18 protein-coding genes are annotated in these 17,385 nt (G+C 57.3%); 13 read left to right on the forward strand and 5 right to left on the reverse strand.

Annotated features, from left to right (window positions below; genetic code table 11):
- Positions 1 to 11: 11 nt before the first annotated feature.
- Positions 12 to 515, reverse strand: coding sequence for a winged helix-turn-helix transcriptional regulator (locus tag ADJ24_RS10565; RefSeq protein ID WP_023311523.1), 504 nt, complete (start codon positions 513 to 515; stop codon positions 12 to 14).
- Positions 516 to 576: 61 nt separating this feature from the next.
- On the opposite strand from ADJ24_RS10565, the gene ADJ24_RS10570 reads away from it, so the two are divergent.
- Positions 577 to 813: a tautomerase family protein gene (locus ADJ24_RS10570; protein ID WP_023311522.1), complete on the forward strand. Its 237-nt coding sequence runs from the start codon at positions 577 to 579 to the stop codon at positions 811 to 813.
- 65 nt (positions 814 to 878) lie between these two features.
- Here ADJ24_RS10570 and ADJ24_RS10575 read toward each other — a convergent pair whose 3' ends face one another.
- Entirely contained in the window at positions 879 to 1,763 is an 885-nt protein-coding gene (locus ADJ24_RS10575; RefSeq protein WP_023311521.1) for a LysR family transcriptional regulator, read from the reverse strand.
- A gap of 114 nt (positions 1,764 to 1,877) precedes the next feature.
- Here ADJ24_RS10575 and ADJ24_RS10580 point away from each other — a divergent pair, with 114 nt between their 5' ends.
- From ADJ24_RS10580 to clcB, 9 genes are all read left to right on the forward strand, one after another.
- A complete protein-coding gene (locus tag ADJ24_RS10580) occupies positions 1,878 to 3,005 on the forward strand; it encodes an alpha/beta hydrolase (protein ID WP_023311520.1) in 1,128 nt (375 codons plus the stop codon).
- A gap of 49 nt (positions 3,006 to 3,054) precedes the next feature.
- Complete coding sequence (locus ADJ24_RS10585; protein WP_032668249.1) at positions 3,055 to 4,239, forward strand: MFS transporter; 1,185 nt, start codon at positions 3,055 to 3,057, stop codon at positions 4,237 to 4,239.
- An 84-nt stretch (positions 4,240 to 4,323) separates the two neighbouring features.
- Entirely contained in the window at positions 4,324 to 4,947 is a 624-nt protein-coding gene (locus ADJ24_RS10590) for a glutathione S-transferase family protein (protein WP_023311518.1), read from the forward strand.
- Between the two features lie 153 nt (positions 4,948 to 5,100).
- The gene (locus ADJ24_RS10595) at positions 5,101 to 5,838 is read left to right on the forward strand and encodes a YoaK family protein (protein ID WP_032668247.1); all 738 of its coding nucleotides are present in this window, start codon (positions 5,101 to 5,103) and stop codon (positions 5,836 to 5,838) included.
- 276 nt (positions 5,839 to 6,114) lie between these two features.
- Positions 6,115 to 6,825 carry an osmoprotectant ABC transporter permease OsmY gene (gene osmY / locus ADJ24_RS10600; protein WP_023311516.1) on the forward strand — a complete coding sequence of 237 codons (711 nt, stop codon included), beginning with the start codon at positions 6,115 to 6,117 and terminating at the stop codon, positions 6,823 to 6,825.
- Between the two features lie 18 nt (positions 6,826 to 6,843).
- On the forward strand, positions 6,844 to 7,743 hold the full coding sequence (gene osmX, locus ADJ24_RS10605; protein WP_023311515.1) for an osmoprotectant ABC transporter substrate-binding protein OsmX: 900 nt from the start codon (positions 6,844 to 6,846) through the stop codon (positions 7,741 to 7,743).
- A gap of 8 nt (positions 7,744 to 7,751) precedes the next feature.
- Complete coding sequence (osmW, locus tag ADJ24_RS10610; RefSeq protein WP_023311514.1) at positions 7,752 to 8,399, forward strand: osmoprotectant ABC transporter permease OsmW; 648 nt, start codon at positions 7,752 to 7,754, stop codon at positions 8,397 to 8,399.
- Positions 8,399 to 9,547 carry an osmoprotectant ABC transporter ATP-binding protein OsmV gene (gene osmV, locus ADJ24_RS10615; RefSeq protein WP_023311513.1) on the forward strand — a complete coding sequence of 383 codons (1,149 nt, stop codon included), beginning with the start codon at positions 8,399 to 8,401 and terminating at the stop codon, positions 9,545 to 9,547. The genes osmW and osmV overlap by 1 nt, the downstream gene beginning before the upstream one ends.
- Before the next feature lie 102 nt (positions 9,548 to 9,649).
- Positions 9,650 to 10,960, forward strand: a complete 1,311-nt coding sequence (clcB, locus tag ADJ24_RS10620; protein ID WP_023311512.1) for a voltage-gated ClC-type chloride channel ClcB — start codon at positions 9,650 to 9,652, stop codon at positions 10,958 to 10,960.
- On the opposite strand, the gene bioD is transcribed toward clcB, so the two are convergent.
- The 3 genes from bioD to ADJ24_RS10635 form a co-directional block, all read right to left on the reverse strand.
- Positions 10,895 to 11,590, reverse strand: a complete 696-nt coding sequence (bioD, locus tag ADJ24_RS10625) for a dethiobiotin synthase (RefSeq protein WP_023311511.1) — start codon at positions 11,588 to 11,590, stop codon at positions 10,895 to 10,897. The two genes, clcB and bioD, sit on opposite strands and share 66 nt — an antisense overlap.
- Before the next feature lie 130 nt (positions 11,591 to 11,720).
- Positions 11,721 to 12,941: a sugar metabolism global transcriptional regulator Mlc gene (mlc, locus tag ADJ24_RS10630; protein ID WP_023311510.1), complete on the reverse strand. Its 1,221-nt coding sequence runs from the start codon at positions 12,939 to 12,941 to the stop codon at positions 11,721 to 11,723.
- Positions 12,942 to 13,035: 94 nt separating this feature from the next.
- On the reverse strand, positions 13,036 to 13,968 hold the full coding sequence (locus ADJ24_RS10635; protein WP_023311509.1) for a LysR family transcriptional regulator: 933 nt from the start codon (positions 13,966 to 13,968) through the stop codon (positions 13,036 to 13,038).
- 121 nt (positions 13,969 to 14,089) lie between these two features.
- Between ADJ24_RS10635 and ADJ24_RS10640 the strand changes: the two genes are divergently transcribed.
- The 3 genes from ADJ24_RS10640 to asr all read left to right on the forward strand — a co-directional run.
- Positions 14,090 to 15,343, forward strand: a complete 1,254-nt coding sequence (locus tag ADJ24_RS10640) for an MFS transporter (RefSeq protein ID WP_023311508.1) — start codon at positions 14,090 to 14,092, stop codon at positions 15,341 to 15,343.
- A gap of 74 nt (positions 15,344 to 15,417) precedes the next feature.
- Entirely contained in the window at positions 15,418 to 16,902 is a 1,485-nt protein-coding gene (locus ADJ24_RS10645; protein WP_023311507.1) for a carboxypeptidase M32, read from the forward strand.
- A 229-nt stretch (positions 16,903 to 17,131) separates the two neighbouring features.
- On the forward strand, positions 17,132 to 17,385 hold a 254-nt coding region (gene asr / locus ADJ24_RS10650; RefSeq protein ID WP_048702431.1), incomplete at its 3' end, for an acid resistance repetitive basic protein Asr.

Consider the following 17,385-nt stretch of genomic DNA (forward strand, 5'->3'; position numbering starts at 1 on the left):
CAACCGCAGCTTTAAGCGTCAGTATGGTCAGGCGCCTGGGGCATGGCGGCTAAGTATTGGCTGTCGTGAAACGTTAACCGAACGTTTTTAGGGTCAACGAACTTACCGTCGGCGGTAACATAGGCGCTATTAACCACTTCTCCACTTTCTTTGTCTGTTAACGCAATATGCGGTGCGTCGTGCAGTATGTTTTTATGACCCCACTCCATCAAAGAGAAAAGAATCGGCGCAAGGCTGCGGCTTTTGGCGGTGAGAACATACTCATACCGTTCACGCGCCCCTTCTTCCTGATAAGGGATTTTGCAAAGCAGGCCGAGTTCAGTCATTTTTTTTAACCGGTTCGCCAGCGTCTGCCTGGTGATTTTTGTATGATCCCGTATCGTTTCAAAGCGTGTTACCCCATAAAACGCCTCTCTCAGAATCAACAAAACCCATTGATCGCCAAGAAGCTCAGCGGCCGCCGCTAACCCACAAAGCTCAGGTAATAAGTACGGTAATGATTTATTTTTTGACATCTCTTCGTTTGCCTCGTAACCTGAGTATGATTTAAAGACTCAGTTATTTAAGGAGAATACAATGCCCTTCGTAAATGTGCAAACCATTAAAGGAATTATGAATTCGGAGCAAAAAAAAGAACTGCTACGTCGTATGACTGACCTTATTGTTGAAATTGAGGGAAACGGCGACCCTGAATTCCGGCGTTCAGTATGGATCCGTATTGACGAGCATGAACCGGAACAGTGGAGTCTTGGGGGAATACAGCCCACATCTGAAATGATTGCTGCAAAACTTGCCTCAACACAGCGGTCCTGATTTATTTTTAGGCTTAGCTCATCGGCGGGCAATTTGAATGTCCGCTCTCGTGATGTTATGCCGCCCTAAATTTTCAGCGTATCGATCACAGCCCTCAGGGCAGGCGACACGTTGCGGTGCGGATAATAGAGATACAACCCGTCCATGCGCAGGCTATAGCGCTGCAACACCCGGATAAGCGTTCCGCGCTCCAGATCGTCAGCCACCAGCTCCACCGGGACATAGGCCAGCCCAAGCCCCAGCCGGGCGGCCTCGGCTTCCATGTAGCTGTCAGACAGCGCCCATTGCCCCTCTGGCCGATGGGTGATTTTTTTCCCGTCCTGCACCAGTTCCCACTGATAGTCACTACCGTCGGCAAACTGGTAAGCAATGCAGGGATGAGCCACTAAATCGGCTGGTGTCTGCGGAAAACCGTAGCGTCTGAAGTGTTCCGGGGCAGCCACCGCGGCCATTTCCATATCAGGCGTGATACGCACTGCAATCATTCCCTGCCCCACTTCCGGCCCCAGTCTGACACCCGCATCGAACCGCTCGGCGATAATGTCGACGAAGCGGCTTTCATTCATCAGTTCCAGCCTGATGTCCGGGTAACGCTGTTTAAAAATGGCGAGCTTTGGCAGCAGACACTTATCGATAGCGTGCTGGCTGGCATTAATACGCACCGTGCCGGACGGCGTCTGACGATAGTGTGCCAGGGTCGCCAGACCCGTATCGAGCGTATCGAATGCAGACTCGGCGGTCTGATAAAGCTGTTCCCCGGCATGGGTGAGCGAGAGCTTGCGCGTGGTGCGGACCAGAAGTTGAACGCCCAATCGCTCTTCCAGCTCGCGAACCGAGCGGCTGATCCCGGATTGCGCCAGCCCAAGCCGAAGCGCGGCCGCCGTGAAGCTCCCCTCCCGTACCACCTGCATGAACAGGTACAGCTCATTATAGTTTTCCCGTTTCGCCATCATCCCCACCAATTTATAACAATATGATATGAATCCTAGCAGCTTTCGCCCTCTAATCAGCACTATTTCTGCTAACTATAATGACCGCAACACAACAACCCAGGGTTCATTTCTATGAAAACATTTACCCAAAAACTGTCCGTTGCGATGCTGCTATGTGCATCATTAAGTGGATTTACAACAATGAGTTATGCAGAAACCACCAACCCAAACGCGCCTGTTTCGATGGTGAGCACATGGGATAAAACCTTCGCCGAAAGTGACAAAGTCGATCACCGTAAGGTGTCCTTCCAGAACCGATACGGGATCACTTTGGTAGGCGATCTGTATCTTCCCAAAAACCGCGGCGACCGCAAGCTGGCGGCGATTGCGGTCAGCGGGCCATTTGGCGCGGTCAAAGAGCAGTCCAGCGGCCTGTATGCGCAAACCCTGGCAGAAAATGGGTTTGTGACCCTGGCGTTCGATCCGTCCTATACGGGCGAAAGCGGTGGCCAGCCGCGCAACGTAGCGTCTCCGGATATCAACACCGAAGACTTTAGCGCGGCGGTGGACTTCCTTGGGTTGCAGAAAGAGGTTGATCGTAACCGCATTGGTATTCTCGGCATCTGCGGCTGGGGCGGTATGGCGCTCAACGCAGCATCCATGGACACCCGCGTGAAGGCGGTCGCCACCAGCGTGATGTATGACATGAGCCGGGCGATGGGCCACGGCGTGGGCGACGGGAAAGATCGCTATTCAACGTCTGACCGCCGTGCCGTTCTGCAGTATCTGAACGCACAGCGCTGGAAAGATGCTGAGAACGGTACCTTCGCGCACAGCGGCCATGACATTTATGTCGATGAGAACGGTAAGGTGACGGCAGCTGAACGTATTCTGCCGGAGACGTTACCTGACAACCCGAATCCGGTACTCAAAGAGTTCTTTGACTACTACCGTATGCCGCGCGGCTTCCATGCGCGCTCCGTCAACTCCACCGGCGCGTGGACCGCGACCACGCCATTATCATTTATGAATATGCCGCTGCTGAGCTACGCCGGGGAAATTACTATCCCAACGCTTATCGTAACCGGTGAAAAGGCACACTCCCGCTACTTTGCTGAAGATGCGTTTAAAGCGGTCGGCAGCAAGCAGAAGGAACTGGTGATTGTTCCGGGCGCAAACCATGTCGATCTCTACGATAATGCTGCCGGGAAGATCCCCTTCGGCCAGTTTGAGCAGTTCTTCAAAACCAACCTGAAATAAATCTCTCCGCCGCCCGTGTTGAGCGGGCGGCCCTTCGTGAAAGATGACTATGTCCACTCTGAACCCTACCACCTCACAGAATGAGGAACGCGCGCACTGGGGCGGTATTTTTGCCATGACCCTGTGCGTATTTATCTTGATTGCCTCGGAATTTATGCCCGTCAGCCTGCTTACCCCCCTTGCCAGAGATTTGGGCGTTACGGAGGGTCTCGCTGGCCAGGGGATCGCGATTTCCGGCGCGCTGGCGGTGCTGACCAGCCTCTTCCTTTCCCGGCTTGCCGGGAATATAAACCGCAAACACCTTCTTCTGGGCATGACGCTCCTGATGGCGCTCTCGGGGATGATTATCGCTTTCGCCCCAAACTATCTGGTTTACATGACAGGCCGCGCGCTGATCGGTATCGCTATAGGCGGGTTCTGGTCCATGTCTGCCGCAACGGCCATTCGCCTTGTTCCGCCGCATAAGGTTGCGCGCGCGCTGGCCATTTTCAACGGCGGTAACGCGCTGGCAACGGTGGTGGCCGCCCCGCTTGGCAGCTATCTTGGGGGCATTATTGGCTGGCGCGGCGCATTTCTTTGTCTGGTGCCCGTGGCGATAGTCGCGTTCATCTGGCAGTGTTTAAGCCTGCCTGACATGAACGCGCGTAAAAACGGTACATCACGAGGAAGTGTTTTTCGGTTATTCCGCCAGCCTGCCGTTTCCGTTGGTCTGCTGGCCTGCGGCCTGTTCTTTATGGGGCAGTTTGCGCTGTTTACCTATCTGCGCCCGTTCCTTGAAACCGTCACCCGGGTGAGCGGAGCCGGGCTGTCGCTGATTTTGCTCACCATAGGCGTTGCGGGTTTTGTGGGCACCCTTTTCGTTGCCCTGGTGCTTAATGCCGCGTTTTACATAACGCTGATCGCGATCCCTCTACTGATGGCGGCCATCGCAGTCGCGTTGATTCTCGCCGGGCATAACGTGTGGATTGTGGCCCTGCTGTCAGGCCTATGGGGGATGCTGGCAACATCAGCACCGACGGGGTGGTGGACGTGGATTGCGCGAACGCTGCCGAAGGATGCTGAAGCCGGCGGTGGACTGATGGTTGCGGTGATCCAGCTCGCCATTGCGCTCGGCTCAACGGCGGGCGGTATAGCGTTCGATCGTTATAGCTGGCAGAGCACGTTTGCATTGAGTGGCATAGTGCTCCTCTTTGCGGCAGCGCTAACGTTTCTGCTTTCGCGTCTTCACAAATAACGCGCCGGATGATTTTTTGACGCTTTTCTTCACCGTTCGTGTATTGTTTTTAAACAATAACATCCATTAAAGGACACCTGCGCAATGATCACCATCCTCGGCAAAACCACCTCCATCAACGTTCGTAAAGTGCTCTGGACCTGCGAAGAAGCGGGCATAACCTATCAGCAGGAAGATTACGGCAGCGGTTTCGCCTCGACGGAAACGGACGCCTTCCGCGCCCTGAACCCCAACGCCATGGTGCCGGTGCTGATTGATGGCGATTTCGTGCTGTGGGAGTCCAATTCCATCTGCCGCTATCTGGCGCGCAAGGCCGGACGTCACGATCTGCTGCCCGCAGAACCGCAGGCCTGCGCTAACGTTGAGCGCTGGATGGACTGGCAGGCCACTGAATTTAACAACGCCTGGCGCTATGTCTTCCCGGCGCTGGGGCGTAAAAACCCGGACTTTAACGACCCTGAGCGCATTGCGGCGGGAATCAAAGAGTGGAACCACTGTGTCACCATTCTGGAAAACCAGCTGCAGCGCACCGGTGCCTTTGCGGCAGGCGAAACGTTTACCCTTGCGGACGTGGTGCTTGGGCTGTCGGTGAATCGCTGGAAGATGACACCGTTTAATAAACCTGACGTGCCGGCGATTGAGGCCTGGTTCGAGCGACTCAACCAGCGCCCGGCGTTTTTGCGTCACGGCAATAACGGCATGATTTAAAATTTACGCCCCCATGTTGAGCAAGGCTATTTTATTTAATTACGAAACCCTGAAAGTCGTCAGAGGGAATAATAATTAAGCCATATCCTGGACAGCCCGTTGCACTGCTTTGCTAGCCTGAATAGTCAGGCAACGCTCAACCTGGAGGTATTCTTGCTGATTAGACTCAAGAAAGAACGAACGCATAAGGAGGATCGCCGGCTTGCTCTCTGGCTGGCGACCTCGGCAGGTTTACTAAACGCCATCGCCCTCGGGGCATTTGGTTTTTTCCCCTCACACATGACCGGCAACACCTCACAGTTATCCAGCGAAGTCTCCTCCACCGATCTCAGCGATATTATTTTCTTCGGCTCGATTATTCTCTCTTTTGTCGCAGGCGCCATTATTGCGCGCGCGATCGTGATATGGGGGATTATCCATAACGTCAGGCTGGTTTTTTGCCAGATCCTGTTTGTCGAGGGGATATTACTGACCGGCGTCTCTTTCTACGAAATGTATTTTCATGCCCTCACCAGCAACCGCGAGATAATTCTTTTTCTCTGCTTTCTGATGGGCATTCATAATTCTACCTCCACGCAGCTTTCCGGCGGACGGGTGAGATCGACGCACATTACCGGCACGCTGACGGACGCGGGGATCTCCCTGGCCTCGGTACTTGTGGCGATGCTGCGCAGGGATTACTCCAAAGATACGGCGGCGCAAAAAAGCCAGCTGAAAACCCACTTAACCACCCTTTTCTCGTTTATTACGGGCGGTATCGCGGGGCTGCTGCTGTTCAGGTGGATCGGGTTTAACGCCATGCTGGCGCTCGGGTTGATGCTCGCCGTGGTCGCTATCGTTTCAATTATCACCGTCTCGACGCGGGTTCGACGGGTTCGTGCCTCTCTCTGAAGTGAATGTCCGATATTCGGCGTATGAGCCTTTTAGATGTGACACCGTCACATCTAAAGATTCTCTTTAGGACTATTCTGCCTGACCCTCAATCAGCCCTTACGCCATAAGGCCTGAACTGATGTTGCCACTAGTTTCATAGGGTTACTGATTTTCCCCCTTCGCTGGAACCCTTCCCAAACGCTTGCTATAGGTCAATTACCCCTGCCGAAACATGGCATAACAACAGGCAACCGATGGTTGCTATAACGCATGCGCACAGGGAGACACACCGCAATGCACCCATTACTCAAACGTTCGCTGCTGTTTGTCGGCGCCATTATCGTGGTCCTCGCCCTCCTCGTCTGGGGTATCGGGATGGAGACGATTAAGGCGCGCCAGGTTGACCTGGTTTATCTCGGGCAACAGCACATGATTCTGGTTTTCTCATCGATGTTTTTTGCCCTGCTGGTGGGTATTCCAGCCGGTATTCTGCTGAGCCGCCCGGCCGCGCGGGGTATCGCCGAATATGTGATGCAAATCTTTAACGTCGGCAACACGCTGCCGCCGCTGGCCGTTCTGGCGCTGGCGATGGTGGTGATTGGCATTGGCGATACGCCCGCTATCATCGCCCTGTTCCTCGCCTCGCTGCTGCCGATCGTGCGTAACACCTACGCCGGGCTGTGCTCGGTCCCGCCGTCGCTGCTGGAAGCGGCAAACGGGATTGGGATGACTAAATGGCAGCGTCTGCGCCAGGTAGAGCTGCCTGCCGCCTGGCCGGTGATGCTCTCGGGGATCCGCATCGCCACCGCCATAAACGTCGGTACCGCACCGCTGGCGTTCCTGATCGGTGCCAGCAGCTACGGCGAACTGATTTTCCCCGGCATTTACCTGAACGATTTCCCGACCCTGATCCTCGGCGCGGCGGCCACCGCCCTGTTCGCCCTGATCCTCGATACCCTGCTGGCGGCGCTGGGTCGCGCGATGAGTCCCCATCTCGCTCGATAACAATAACAAGGAGCTTTTATGAGACTGTTTTCCGGCCTGACGGCGCTGTGTGCCGCGGTGCTGTTCACCGGCCAGGCGATGGCGGCCCCGCTGATTCTGGCGACCAAGAGCTTTACCGAGCAGCACATTCTCTCGGCGATGACCGTGCAGTACCTGCAGAAAAAAGGTTTCCAGGTCCAGCCGCAAACCAATATCGCCACGGTGATTTCCCGCAACGCGATGATCAACAAGCAGATTGACATGACCTGGGAGTACACCGGCACGTCCTTGATCATCTTTAACCATATCAACAAGCGCATGTCGCCGCAGGAGTCTTACGAGACGGTGAAACGCCTGGACGCAAAGCACGGTCTGGTCTGGCTCAAGCCCGCCGACATGAACAACACCTACGCTTTCGCCATGCAGCGCAAGCGCGCCGAGGCGGAACACATCAACACCATGTCGGAGATGGTGGCGAAGATTGAGCAGATCCGTAAAACCAACCCGGACAAAAACTGGCTACTTGGCCTGGACCTGGAATTTGCCGGACGCAGCGACGGCATGAAGCCGCTTCAGGCGGCCTACAGGATGGATCTGGACCGCCCGCAAATCCGTCAGATGGACCCCGGTCTGGTCTATAACGCGGTGCGCGACGGCTTCGTTGACGCCGGTCTGATTTACACCACCGACGGGCGCGTGAAAGGCTTCGACCTCAAGGTGCTGGAAGATGATAAAGGCTTCTTCCCGAGCTACGCGGTGACGCCGGTGGTGCGTAAGGACACGCTGGAGGCCAACCCCGGGCTGGAAGAGGCGCTCAACACCCTCTCGGCGCAGCTCAACAACGACGTTATCACCGAGCTGAACAAGAAGGTGGATATCGACCATCAGTCACCGCAGCAGGTCGCCCGCGATTTCCTGCGTAGCAAACAGCTGCTGTAGGAGGCGCTATGGAGACGATTCACTACATTCTGGACAACTGGGATTACCTCTTAACCCTCACCCTTCAGCATCTGTGGCTGGTGGCGCTGGCCGTAGGTTTAGCCATCATCATCGGCGTACCGCTGGGGATTCTGATTGTCCGCCACAGGTGGCTGGCGACGCCGGTGCTGGGGATAGCCACCATCGTGCTGACCATTCCGTCCATCGCACTGTTTGGGCTGATGATCCCTCTGTTTTCGCTGATCGGTCAGGGAATTGGCGCCCTGCCCGCGATTACGGCGGTGTTTCTCTACTCGTTGCTGCCGATTGTGCGTAACACCCATACGGCGCTCGACAGCCTGCCGCCGGGCCTGCGTGAAGCCGGACGCGGTATCGGCATGACCTTCTGGCAGCGGCTGCGCTGGGTTGAGATCCCGATGGCACTGCCGGTGATTTTCGGCGGCATCCGCACCGCCGTGGTGATGAATATCGGCGTGATGGCGATTGCCGCCGTGATCGGCGCGGGCGGACTGGGCCTGCTGCTGCTCAACGGCATTGGCGGAAGCGATATTCGCATGTTGATTGCGGGCGCGCTGATGATTTGTCTTTTAGCGATTGTGCTCGACTGGCTGCTGCACCGTCTGCAGGTGGTTCTGACTCCAAAGGGGATTCGATAATGATAAAACTGGAAAACCTCACCAAACAATTTTCACAGAAGCGCGGCCAGACCTTTAAAGCCGTCGACAACGTTAACCTGACCGTACCCGAAGGGGAAATGTGTGTCCTGCTCGGCCCGTCCGGCTGCGGAAAGACCACCACCCTGAAGATGATTAACCGCCTCATTACCCCAAGCAGCGGGACGATCCTGATCAACGGTGAAGACACCAGCGGGATGGACACCGTCACCCTGCGCCGCAATATCGGCTACGTGATCCAGCAGATTGGCCTGTTTCCGAATATGACAATCGAAGAGAACATCACCGTCGTGCCGCGCATGCTTGGCTGGGATAAAGCGCGCTGCAAAACCCGCGCCGAAGAGCTGATGGATATGGTGGCGATGGACCCGCATAAGTTTCTCAACCGCTACCCGCGCGAGATGTCGGGCGGCCAGCAGCAGCGTATCGGCGTGATCCGCGCCCTGGCTGCTGATCCTCCGGTGCTGCTGATGGATGAACCCTTCGGCGCGGTGGACCCGATCAACCGCGAGGTGATCCAGAACCAGTTCCTGGAGATGCAGCGCAAGCTGAAAAAAACCGTCATGCTGGTGAGCCACGATATCGACGAAGCCCTGAAGCTCGGCGACCGTATTGCGGTGTTCCGTCAGGGGAAAATCGTGCAGTGCGCCAGCCCGGATGAACTGCTGGCGAAACCGGCGAATGAGTTTGTCGGCTCGTTTGTCGGCCAGGACCGGACGCTGAAGCGTCTGCTGCTGGTATCGGCGGGCGACGTCACCGACCAGCAGCCGACCATTACGGTGCGGGGCTCTACTCCGCTTCCCGAAGCCTTTGCGACCATGGATGATAACGACATTCGTGCCGTGACGGTGGTCGACGAGCACGGCAAACCGCTGGGTTTTGTGAAGCGTCGCGAAGCGCGTAACGCGAGCGGTACCTGCGCCGACATCCTGCATCCGTTCCGCATGACCGGCAAAGCGGAAGACAACCTGCGCGTGGTGCTTTCACGTCTGTATGAGAGTAATACCAGCTGGATGCCGATCGTGGATGAGGACGGTCGTTACAACGGCGAGATTTCGCAGGACTATATTGCCGAGTACCTGAGCTCCGGACGCACGCGCCGGGCGCTGAATATTCATAGCGACAGCTAACCTTTCTGGCCGGGCATCGCCCGGCCTTTTCGCACGCAGACCTTTTGCTAACCCTGCGATTTCCCGCCACAATATCGTATCGTCCCCGTTAAAACGCACCCCATGCAACGTCTTCATACCTACCCCGACATCCGCGCGATGTTTCGCCGACTGCTGATTGCCACCGTAACCGGCGGGCTGGCCGCGCTGGCCGTTGCGGTATTCCGCCACAGCATGTACCTGCTGGAGTGGCTGCTTCTCAGCAACGACAGCGGCAGCCTGGTGAATGCCGCCGCGTCGCTCTCGCCCTGGCGGCGCGCATTGACGCCAGCGCTGGGCGGGCTGGCCGCCGGACTGCTGCTATGGGGATGGCAGCGTCTGACCGCGCAGCGGCCTCATGCCCCTACCGATTACATGGAGGCGCTGGAGACCGGAGACGGCCAGTTTGACTACGGCGCCAGCCTTGTGAAATCCCTTGCCTCGCTGCTGGTCGTTGCCAGCGGAAGCGCCATCGGGCGTGAAGGGGCGATGATCCTGCTTGCCGCCCTCGCCGCCTCCCTTTTCGCCCGGCGCTTTACGCCGAAATCCGAATGGAAATTATGGATTGCCTGCGGTGCCGCCGCCGGGATGGCCAGCGCCTATCACGCCCCTCTTGCCGGAAGCCTGTTCATCGCGGAAATTCTGTTTGGCACGCTGATGCTGGCCTCGCTCGGCCCCGTGGTGATTGCGGCGGTGGTGGCGCTGCTTACGACGCAGCTCCTGGCTCCGGGCACGGGTACGCTCTACGCGGTCCATCTGAGCGGCATCCTCACCGCGGCCGATTATGCTCTTCTCGTCGCGATGGGCCTGCTGGCGGGCCTCTGCGGACCGCTGCTGATGTGGCTGATGGACTTCAGCCACGGGCTTTTCCTGCGCCTCAAGCTTTCGCCGCCGTGGCAGCTGGCGCTGGGCGGTGCGATCGTCGGGCTGCTGTCTCTCCTCACGCCGAAGGTGTGGGGGAATGGCTACAGCGTGGTTCAGGCTTTTCTGCTCGCTCCGCCGCTGCTGACGGTCATTGCCGGGGTGTTCATCTGTAAGCTGCTGGCAGTGCTGGCGAGCAGCGGATCGGGCGCGCCCGGAGGGGTGTTTACACCTACGCTGTTTGTCGGGATGGCAACAGGGATGCTGTTTGCGCAGCTGTTCGCGCTGTGGCTACCGGGTTCTGAGACGGCGATTCTGCTGGGGCTGGCGGGGATGGCAACGCTACTTGCCGCGACCACGCATGCGCCCATTATGTCGGCGCTGATGGTCTGTGAAATGACCGGGCAATATCTTTTACTGCCCGGCCTGCTGGTCGCCTGCGTGGTCGCGTCCGTGCTGTCGCGGACGTTACGCCACGACTCGGTCTACGGTCAACACGCCACCGAGGGCAGAGAGATCGATGTACTGCGCTAGCTCGCGCTGCTCGGCGCGCGGCAGATAAGGCAGTTCACCCACCAGCGGTCCGGGCAGTTTTTTGCTCAGCACGTCGATAATCTCCGCGTAGTGCGCCAGGCCCGGGTTGATGCGATTTGCCACCCAGCCAATCAGCGGCAGGCCGTCATTGGCAATCGCCTGGGCCGTCAGCAGCGCGTGGTTGATGCACCCTTCCTGGATACCCACCACCATCACCACCGGAAGCTGCTCCTGCACGACCCATTCAGAAAGCGGGCGCAGGTCGTTCATCAGGCTGCGCCAGCCGCCCGTCCCTTCCACCACCACGTGATCAACCTTCTCGCTCAGGTTCGCCAGTCCGTCGGACAACAGGGGATAATTAATCAGGCCGCTGTGCGCTACGCTGCTCTCCTCTTCGCTTAACGCAATGGGATTGACCGCGTGATAAGGCAGTTCCAGCGACGAGACGCTTTGTAGCACCAGGGCGTCTTTATTACGCAATCCCTCTGGCGTCTCTTTACTGCCTTTTGCGACCGGTTTGTACCCTGCCACGCGTTTACCGCTTGCTGCCAGCGCCTGCAGCAATGCGCGGGATACGACGGTCTTGCCGACAGAGGTATCTGTACCAGTAACAAAGAAACGCTTAAGCATGACTCACTCCACCTCTTGGGTATGCTTCGAAAATATAAACCAGGTAAATAATTCAGTGGAGGAAGTCTACGGGATGCATGCGCTACCCGGCTTGAGATAGCGCAATTTTTCTTACATCAGCGGAAAAGAGTTAACCCTGCAACAGGCGGATCAACAGCGAGCCGTTATACATGGCATCTTTGACCAGCGCCGCGCCGGCCATGGTTCCCTGGTTGGAAAACTGTGTGCTTTCTACCGCAATATTTTTGCTGTAGGCGGGAAGCGACTGCTGATGGATACAGGCCGAGATTGCCGGGAAGAGGATCTCCGCCGCCTGGCTCAGCGGTGAGCCAATCAGGATTTTTTGTGGATTGAAGAGGTTCACCATAATGGCCAGAATGCGGCCAACGTTATTACCCACGCCGGTAATAATGTCCTTCGCCAGCAGATCGCCCTGGCGCGCGGCGGCGCAGAGGGAATCCACCGTTAAGGGTTGTCCGTGCAGCGAGGAGCTCATGGACTGGCTGAGCCTGACCTGCGCCAGCTCAAGCACGCTTTCCACGCTGGCAATGGTCTCCAGACAGCCGTGGTTCCCGCAGTAGCAGCGCTTGCCGTACGGATCGACCTGGGTGTGGCCAATTTCCACCAGGCTACTGCTCCCGGCGTGGAGAAGACGTCCGTCGGTAATCACGCCCGCCCCAACGTTATGGTCGATGACCACCTGAATCACATCCCGCGCGCCGCGCGACGCGCCAAACAGCGCCTCCGCCATCGTCCAGGCGCTGATGTCATGCTGAATATAGACCGGCACGCCGGTATGATTTTTCAGCACCTCACCCAGCGGCATCTCTTTAACATCGTCGTAAAACGGCATGCGGTGAACAATACCATTTTCGGTATCAATAATTCCCGGCATGGTGATGGCAATCGCCGTTAAGCGTTCAAGCCGCTGCTGATGGCGGATAAAGAAGTGATCGATATGCGAGACAATCGCGTCGAGGAGCGGTTCCTCCGCGTTGAGCGGCAGTTCAAGCCGGTCTTCCACCACCAGCTTGCTGCTCAGGTCGCGCAGCGCAAGGAAGATCTCCCCCCGGCTGATGCGCAGTGACAGGTAGTGCCAGGCTTCCGTTTCAACCACCAGCCCGACTGCCGGACGGCCACGGCTGCCCGGCTCCTGAATTTCCGTCTCCTGAACCAGGTGCGCTTCCAGCATCTCGCGGACAATCTTGGTGATACTGGCAGGTGCCAGTTGTGCCAGGCGCGAAAGATCGATACGCGAAACCGGACCAAGCTGATCAATCAGGCGATACACCGCGCCAGCGTTGGTCTGCTTAATCTGATCGATATGCCCTGGCTGACTATCAGCAACCACCTCGTACTCCCTTATTTTCGAGCTTCGAAATAAACTGTTTGCTATGGTGAAGCACTTCGATGGCCGTCGTCAAATATTTACTTAGCCATGTGATTTACCGCACATTTTTACCCTCTTTTCCGTGAAAATGCCGCCCGGCAGAGGCGCTCATTAGCTGCTGTTTGAAGCGCTGTGCGGCATGGCTCTGTTCACGATGTTTTGACCACACCAGCCACATTTCGGAAACGGCATCCTCTTCGGCAATGGTCACCCAGCGCATTTCGCGCAGCTGCACCCGCTTAAAGGAGGCCGGAAGAATAGACACGCCCAGACCGGCCGCGACCAGGCCGATAATGGTCATCGCTTCCCCTACCTCCTGGGTGATGACCGGGGCAAGATCGTAGCGGCGCATCAGCCCCAGGATATCGTCATACAGGCCCGTCCCGACCTGCGGGTCAAAAAAGACAAACGGCTCTTTTGCCAGCTCTGCCAGCGAGACCGCCGGACGCGACGCCAGCGGGTGATCGTGCGGGATCATGGCCATCAGCGGCTCGCGCAGGATCACCTCCCACGCCAGCGAGTCCGGCAGCTGGGTGTTACGCATCAGCCCCAGATCCAGCGAACCCTCATTCAGCGGCGCAATCTGCTCGCGGGTATTGATTTCGCGCGTCTGAATATGAACATCCGGAAAGTGGCGACGGAATGACGAAAGGGTCTCCGAGACGGCGCTGATGAACGGCGCGGACGAGGTAAACCCGATTCGCAGCTCTCCGGCTTCTCCGAGATAGAGCCGTTCTGCACGGGCGGCGGCGTCATCGACCATGCTCAGAATTTGTCGGCTGTCGATCAGGAACTGCTTACCCGCCGCCGTCAGGCTCACGCTGCGGTTGGTGCGGGCCAGAAGGCGCGCCCCGACCTGCTGTTCCAGGATCTGAATCTGCTGGCTTAACGGTGGCTGAGAGATATTCAGCCGTGCCGCCGCGCGGCCAAAATGCAGCTCCTCGGCGACGGCGACAAAGTAGCGTAGATGACGCAGCTCGATATTCATATTTTTAAAGTATCATTTGAGATTATTAATATATTAGACAGAATATTTACATTTTCCTACCCTGAACATGTGGTCATACCCGTCACCAGAAATCACGGGGATGTTTAAGCAAGGAAACAGTGTGAGCCGTACAACGACTATTGATATCGATCCGGCAAGAGATATCAATGATTTACCCGCAGCACCGCAGCCGGTCCAGTTCATTAAACGTGGTACCCCCCAATTTATGCGCGTCACGCTGGCGCTCTTTTCCGCCGGTCTGGCCACTTTCGCCCTGCTCTATTGCGTTCAGCCGATCCTGCCCGTTCTCTCTCATGAGTTTGGCGTATCGCCTGCCAGCAGCAGCGTTTCACTCTCTATTTCTACCGGCATGCTGGCGATTGGGCTGCTCTTTACCGGGCCGCTGTCCGACGCCATTGGCCGTAAACCGGTGATGGTGACCGCGCTGATGCTGGCGTCGGTCTGTACGTTACTCTCGACCATGATGACCAGTTGGCACGGCATTCTGGTAATGCGCGCGCTGATTGGGCTCTCGCTCAGCGGCGTGGCGGCGGTCGGGATGACCTACCTCAGCGAGGAGATCCACCCGAGCTTTGTTGCTTTCTCTATGGGGCTTTATATCAGCGGGAACTCGATTGGCGGAATGAGCGGCCGCCTGCTGAGCGGGGTGTTTACGGACTTCTTTAACTGGCGTATTGCGCTGGCGGTAATCGGATGTTTTGCGCTGGCATCGGCCCTGATGTTCTGGAAAATTCTGCCGGAATCGCGTCATTTCCGGCCGACATCGCTGCGCCCGAAAACGCTGTTTATCAACTTCCGCCTGCACTGGCGCGACAAAGGTTTGCCGCGCCTGTTTCTGATGGGGTTCCTGCTGATGGGCGCCTTCGTCACGCTGTTTAACTATATTGGCTACCGCCTGATGCTCTCGCCGTGGCATCTGAATCAGGCCGTTGTCGGTTTGCTTTCTGTGGCCTATCTCACCGGCACGTGGAGCTCGCCGAAAGCCGGGGCGATGACCGCACGCTATGGCCGCGGGCCGGTACTGCTGGTATTCACGGGCGTGATGTTACTCGGCCTGCTGCTGACGCTATTATCTTCGCTGTGGTTCATCTTTGCCGGAATGCTGCTCTTCTCCGCCGGGTTCTTCGCCGCCCACTCGGTCGCCAGCAGCTGGATTGGCCCGCGCGCGCGTCGCGCCAAAGGACAGGCATCATCGCTGTATCTGTTTAGCTATTACCTGGGTTCCAGCATCGCCGGGACCCTCGGCGGCGTGTTCTGGCATTACTACGGCTGGAACGGCGTGGGCGGGTTTATCGCACTGATGCTGTGCGCGGCGCTGCTGGTGGGCACCAGTTTGCATAAACGTCTGCATTAACATTCCAGCGCCTTCGTGTTTAAATCAAGCCGATGCTAATTTTTGTCATCGGCTGATTCAGACACGAGGACTTCATGAAAAACAATAACTACCAACAACTCACCCGCACCTTCCAGCGTCTCTCCCGCTTCTCTCACCTCTCCTCCATCGCCAGCTGGGACATGTTCACCATGATGCCGCCGGGCGGCAGCGCCGCGCGCGGCGAGGCGCTGGCGGAGATGAGCGTCCTGCAACACCAGATCCTGACCGATAAAAAAGTCGGCGACCTGTTAGCGGCGGCGGCAGGTGAAGATCTGAATGATGTCGAACAGGCCAACCTGCGCGAAATGACGCGCCACTACCAGCAGGCCACTCTGCTGCCGGAATCGCTGGTGGAAGCCAAATCCCTGGCGGGCAGCAAGTGTGAACACGCCTGGCGTACTCAGCGTCCCGCCAACGACTGGCAGGGTTTTTCCGCCAACCTGAAAGAGGTGGTAAAACTCAGCCGCGAAGAGGCTCGCCTGCGGTCTGAAGCCAAAGGCTGTACGCCGTACGACGCGCTGCTGGATATTTTTGAGCCCGACATGACCAGCGCGCGTCTGGACGTTCTTTTCGGCGATATGAAGTCCTGGCTACCGGACCTGCTGGCAAACGTGGTGGAAAAACAGGCTCAACGGTCGTTTATTCCCCCGCAGGGCCCCTTCCCGACGGCCACACAGCGTGAGCTGGGCCTGGAAGCCATGAAGATGCTTGGCTTCGATTTTAACGGCGGTCGCCTGGACGTGAGCGCGCACCCGTTCTGCGGCGGCGTCCCGGAAGACGTGCGCATCACCACGCGCTATGACGAAGATGAGCTGCTCAGCGCGCTGTTTGGCGTGATCCACGAAACCGGACACGCCCGCTACGAACAAAACCTGCCGCGCGCGTGGGCAGGACAGCCGATTGCCCTGGCGCGCTCAACCGCGATCCATGAGTCACAGAGCCTGTTCTTTGAAATGCAGCTGGGGCGCAGTGAAGCTTTCCTCAGGCATCTCCTCCCTGCGGTACACGCCCGCTTTGGCAGCCAGGCGGCGTTTAGCGAAGAGAACTTTATTGCCTGGAACCAACGCGTGAAACCTGGCTATATCCGCGTCGATGCGGACGAAGTGAGCTACCCGGCACACGTGGTGCTGCGCTATGAGATTGAGCGCGCGCTGATCAACGGCGAGATAGAGGTGGACGATATTCCCGCCCTGTGGGATGAGAAAATGCAGGCCTGGCTCGGATTATCCACCAAAGACAACTACCGCAACGGCTGTATGCAGGATATCCACTGGACCGACGGCGGTTTTGGTTACTTCCCGTCATACACGCTTGGCGCTATGTACGCAGCGCAGCTGTTCCATGCCGCCAGAACCGCACTGCCGGGTCTGCAGGCCTCCATCGCCGAAGGCGATTTTTCCGCACTCTTTGAATGGCTGCGTCAGAACATCTGGCAGCACGGCAGCCGCTTCAGCACGTCGCAATTAATCACCCAGGCGACGGGCGAAGATCTGAATATCCGTTACTTCCGCGAACATCTGACCTCGCGCTATTTGTAATCTGTTTAGCCTGGGTGAGGGAGCTCCAGTAAAAGAACCGTATGTTCCCCCTCACCCCAGCCCGTACCCCCTCATGGGAGAGGGAGCCGTCTGTGCAGGACCCCGGCAATGTACATATGGTTACACGCCGATACCAATCACTCACGGAAACCCCGAATTTACAGGGATATAGTTATTTCAACGGCCCCGCAGTGGGGTTAAATGAAAAACCAAATTCGAGGGTATGAACATGAAAAAAGTATTAGCTCTGGTTGTTGCCGCTGCTATGGGTCTGTCTTCTGCTGCGTTCGCTGCTGAAACCACTGCTGCACCGGCTGCTGCGGCACCTGCAGCAACGACCACCGCGGCGCCAGCAAAAACTGTCCATCACAAGAAACATCATAAAGCCGCTAAACCGGCTGTAGAGCAGAAAGCTCAGGCTGCTAAAAAGCACCACAAAAAAGCGACCAAACCGGCTGTAGAACAGAAAGCTCAGGCTGCTAA

The organism is Enterobacter sp. 940_PEND (assembly GCF_001059415.1).
Taxonomy (GTDB): Bacteria; Pseudomonadota; Gammaproteobacteria; order Enterobacterales; family Enterobacteriaceae; genus Enterobacter; species Enterobacter cloacae_M.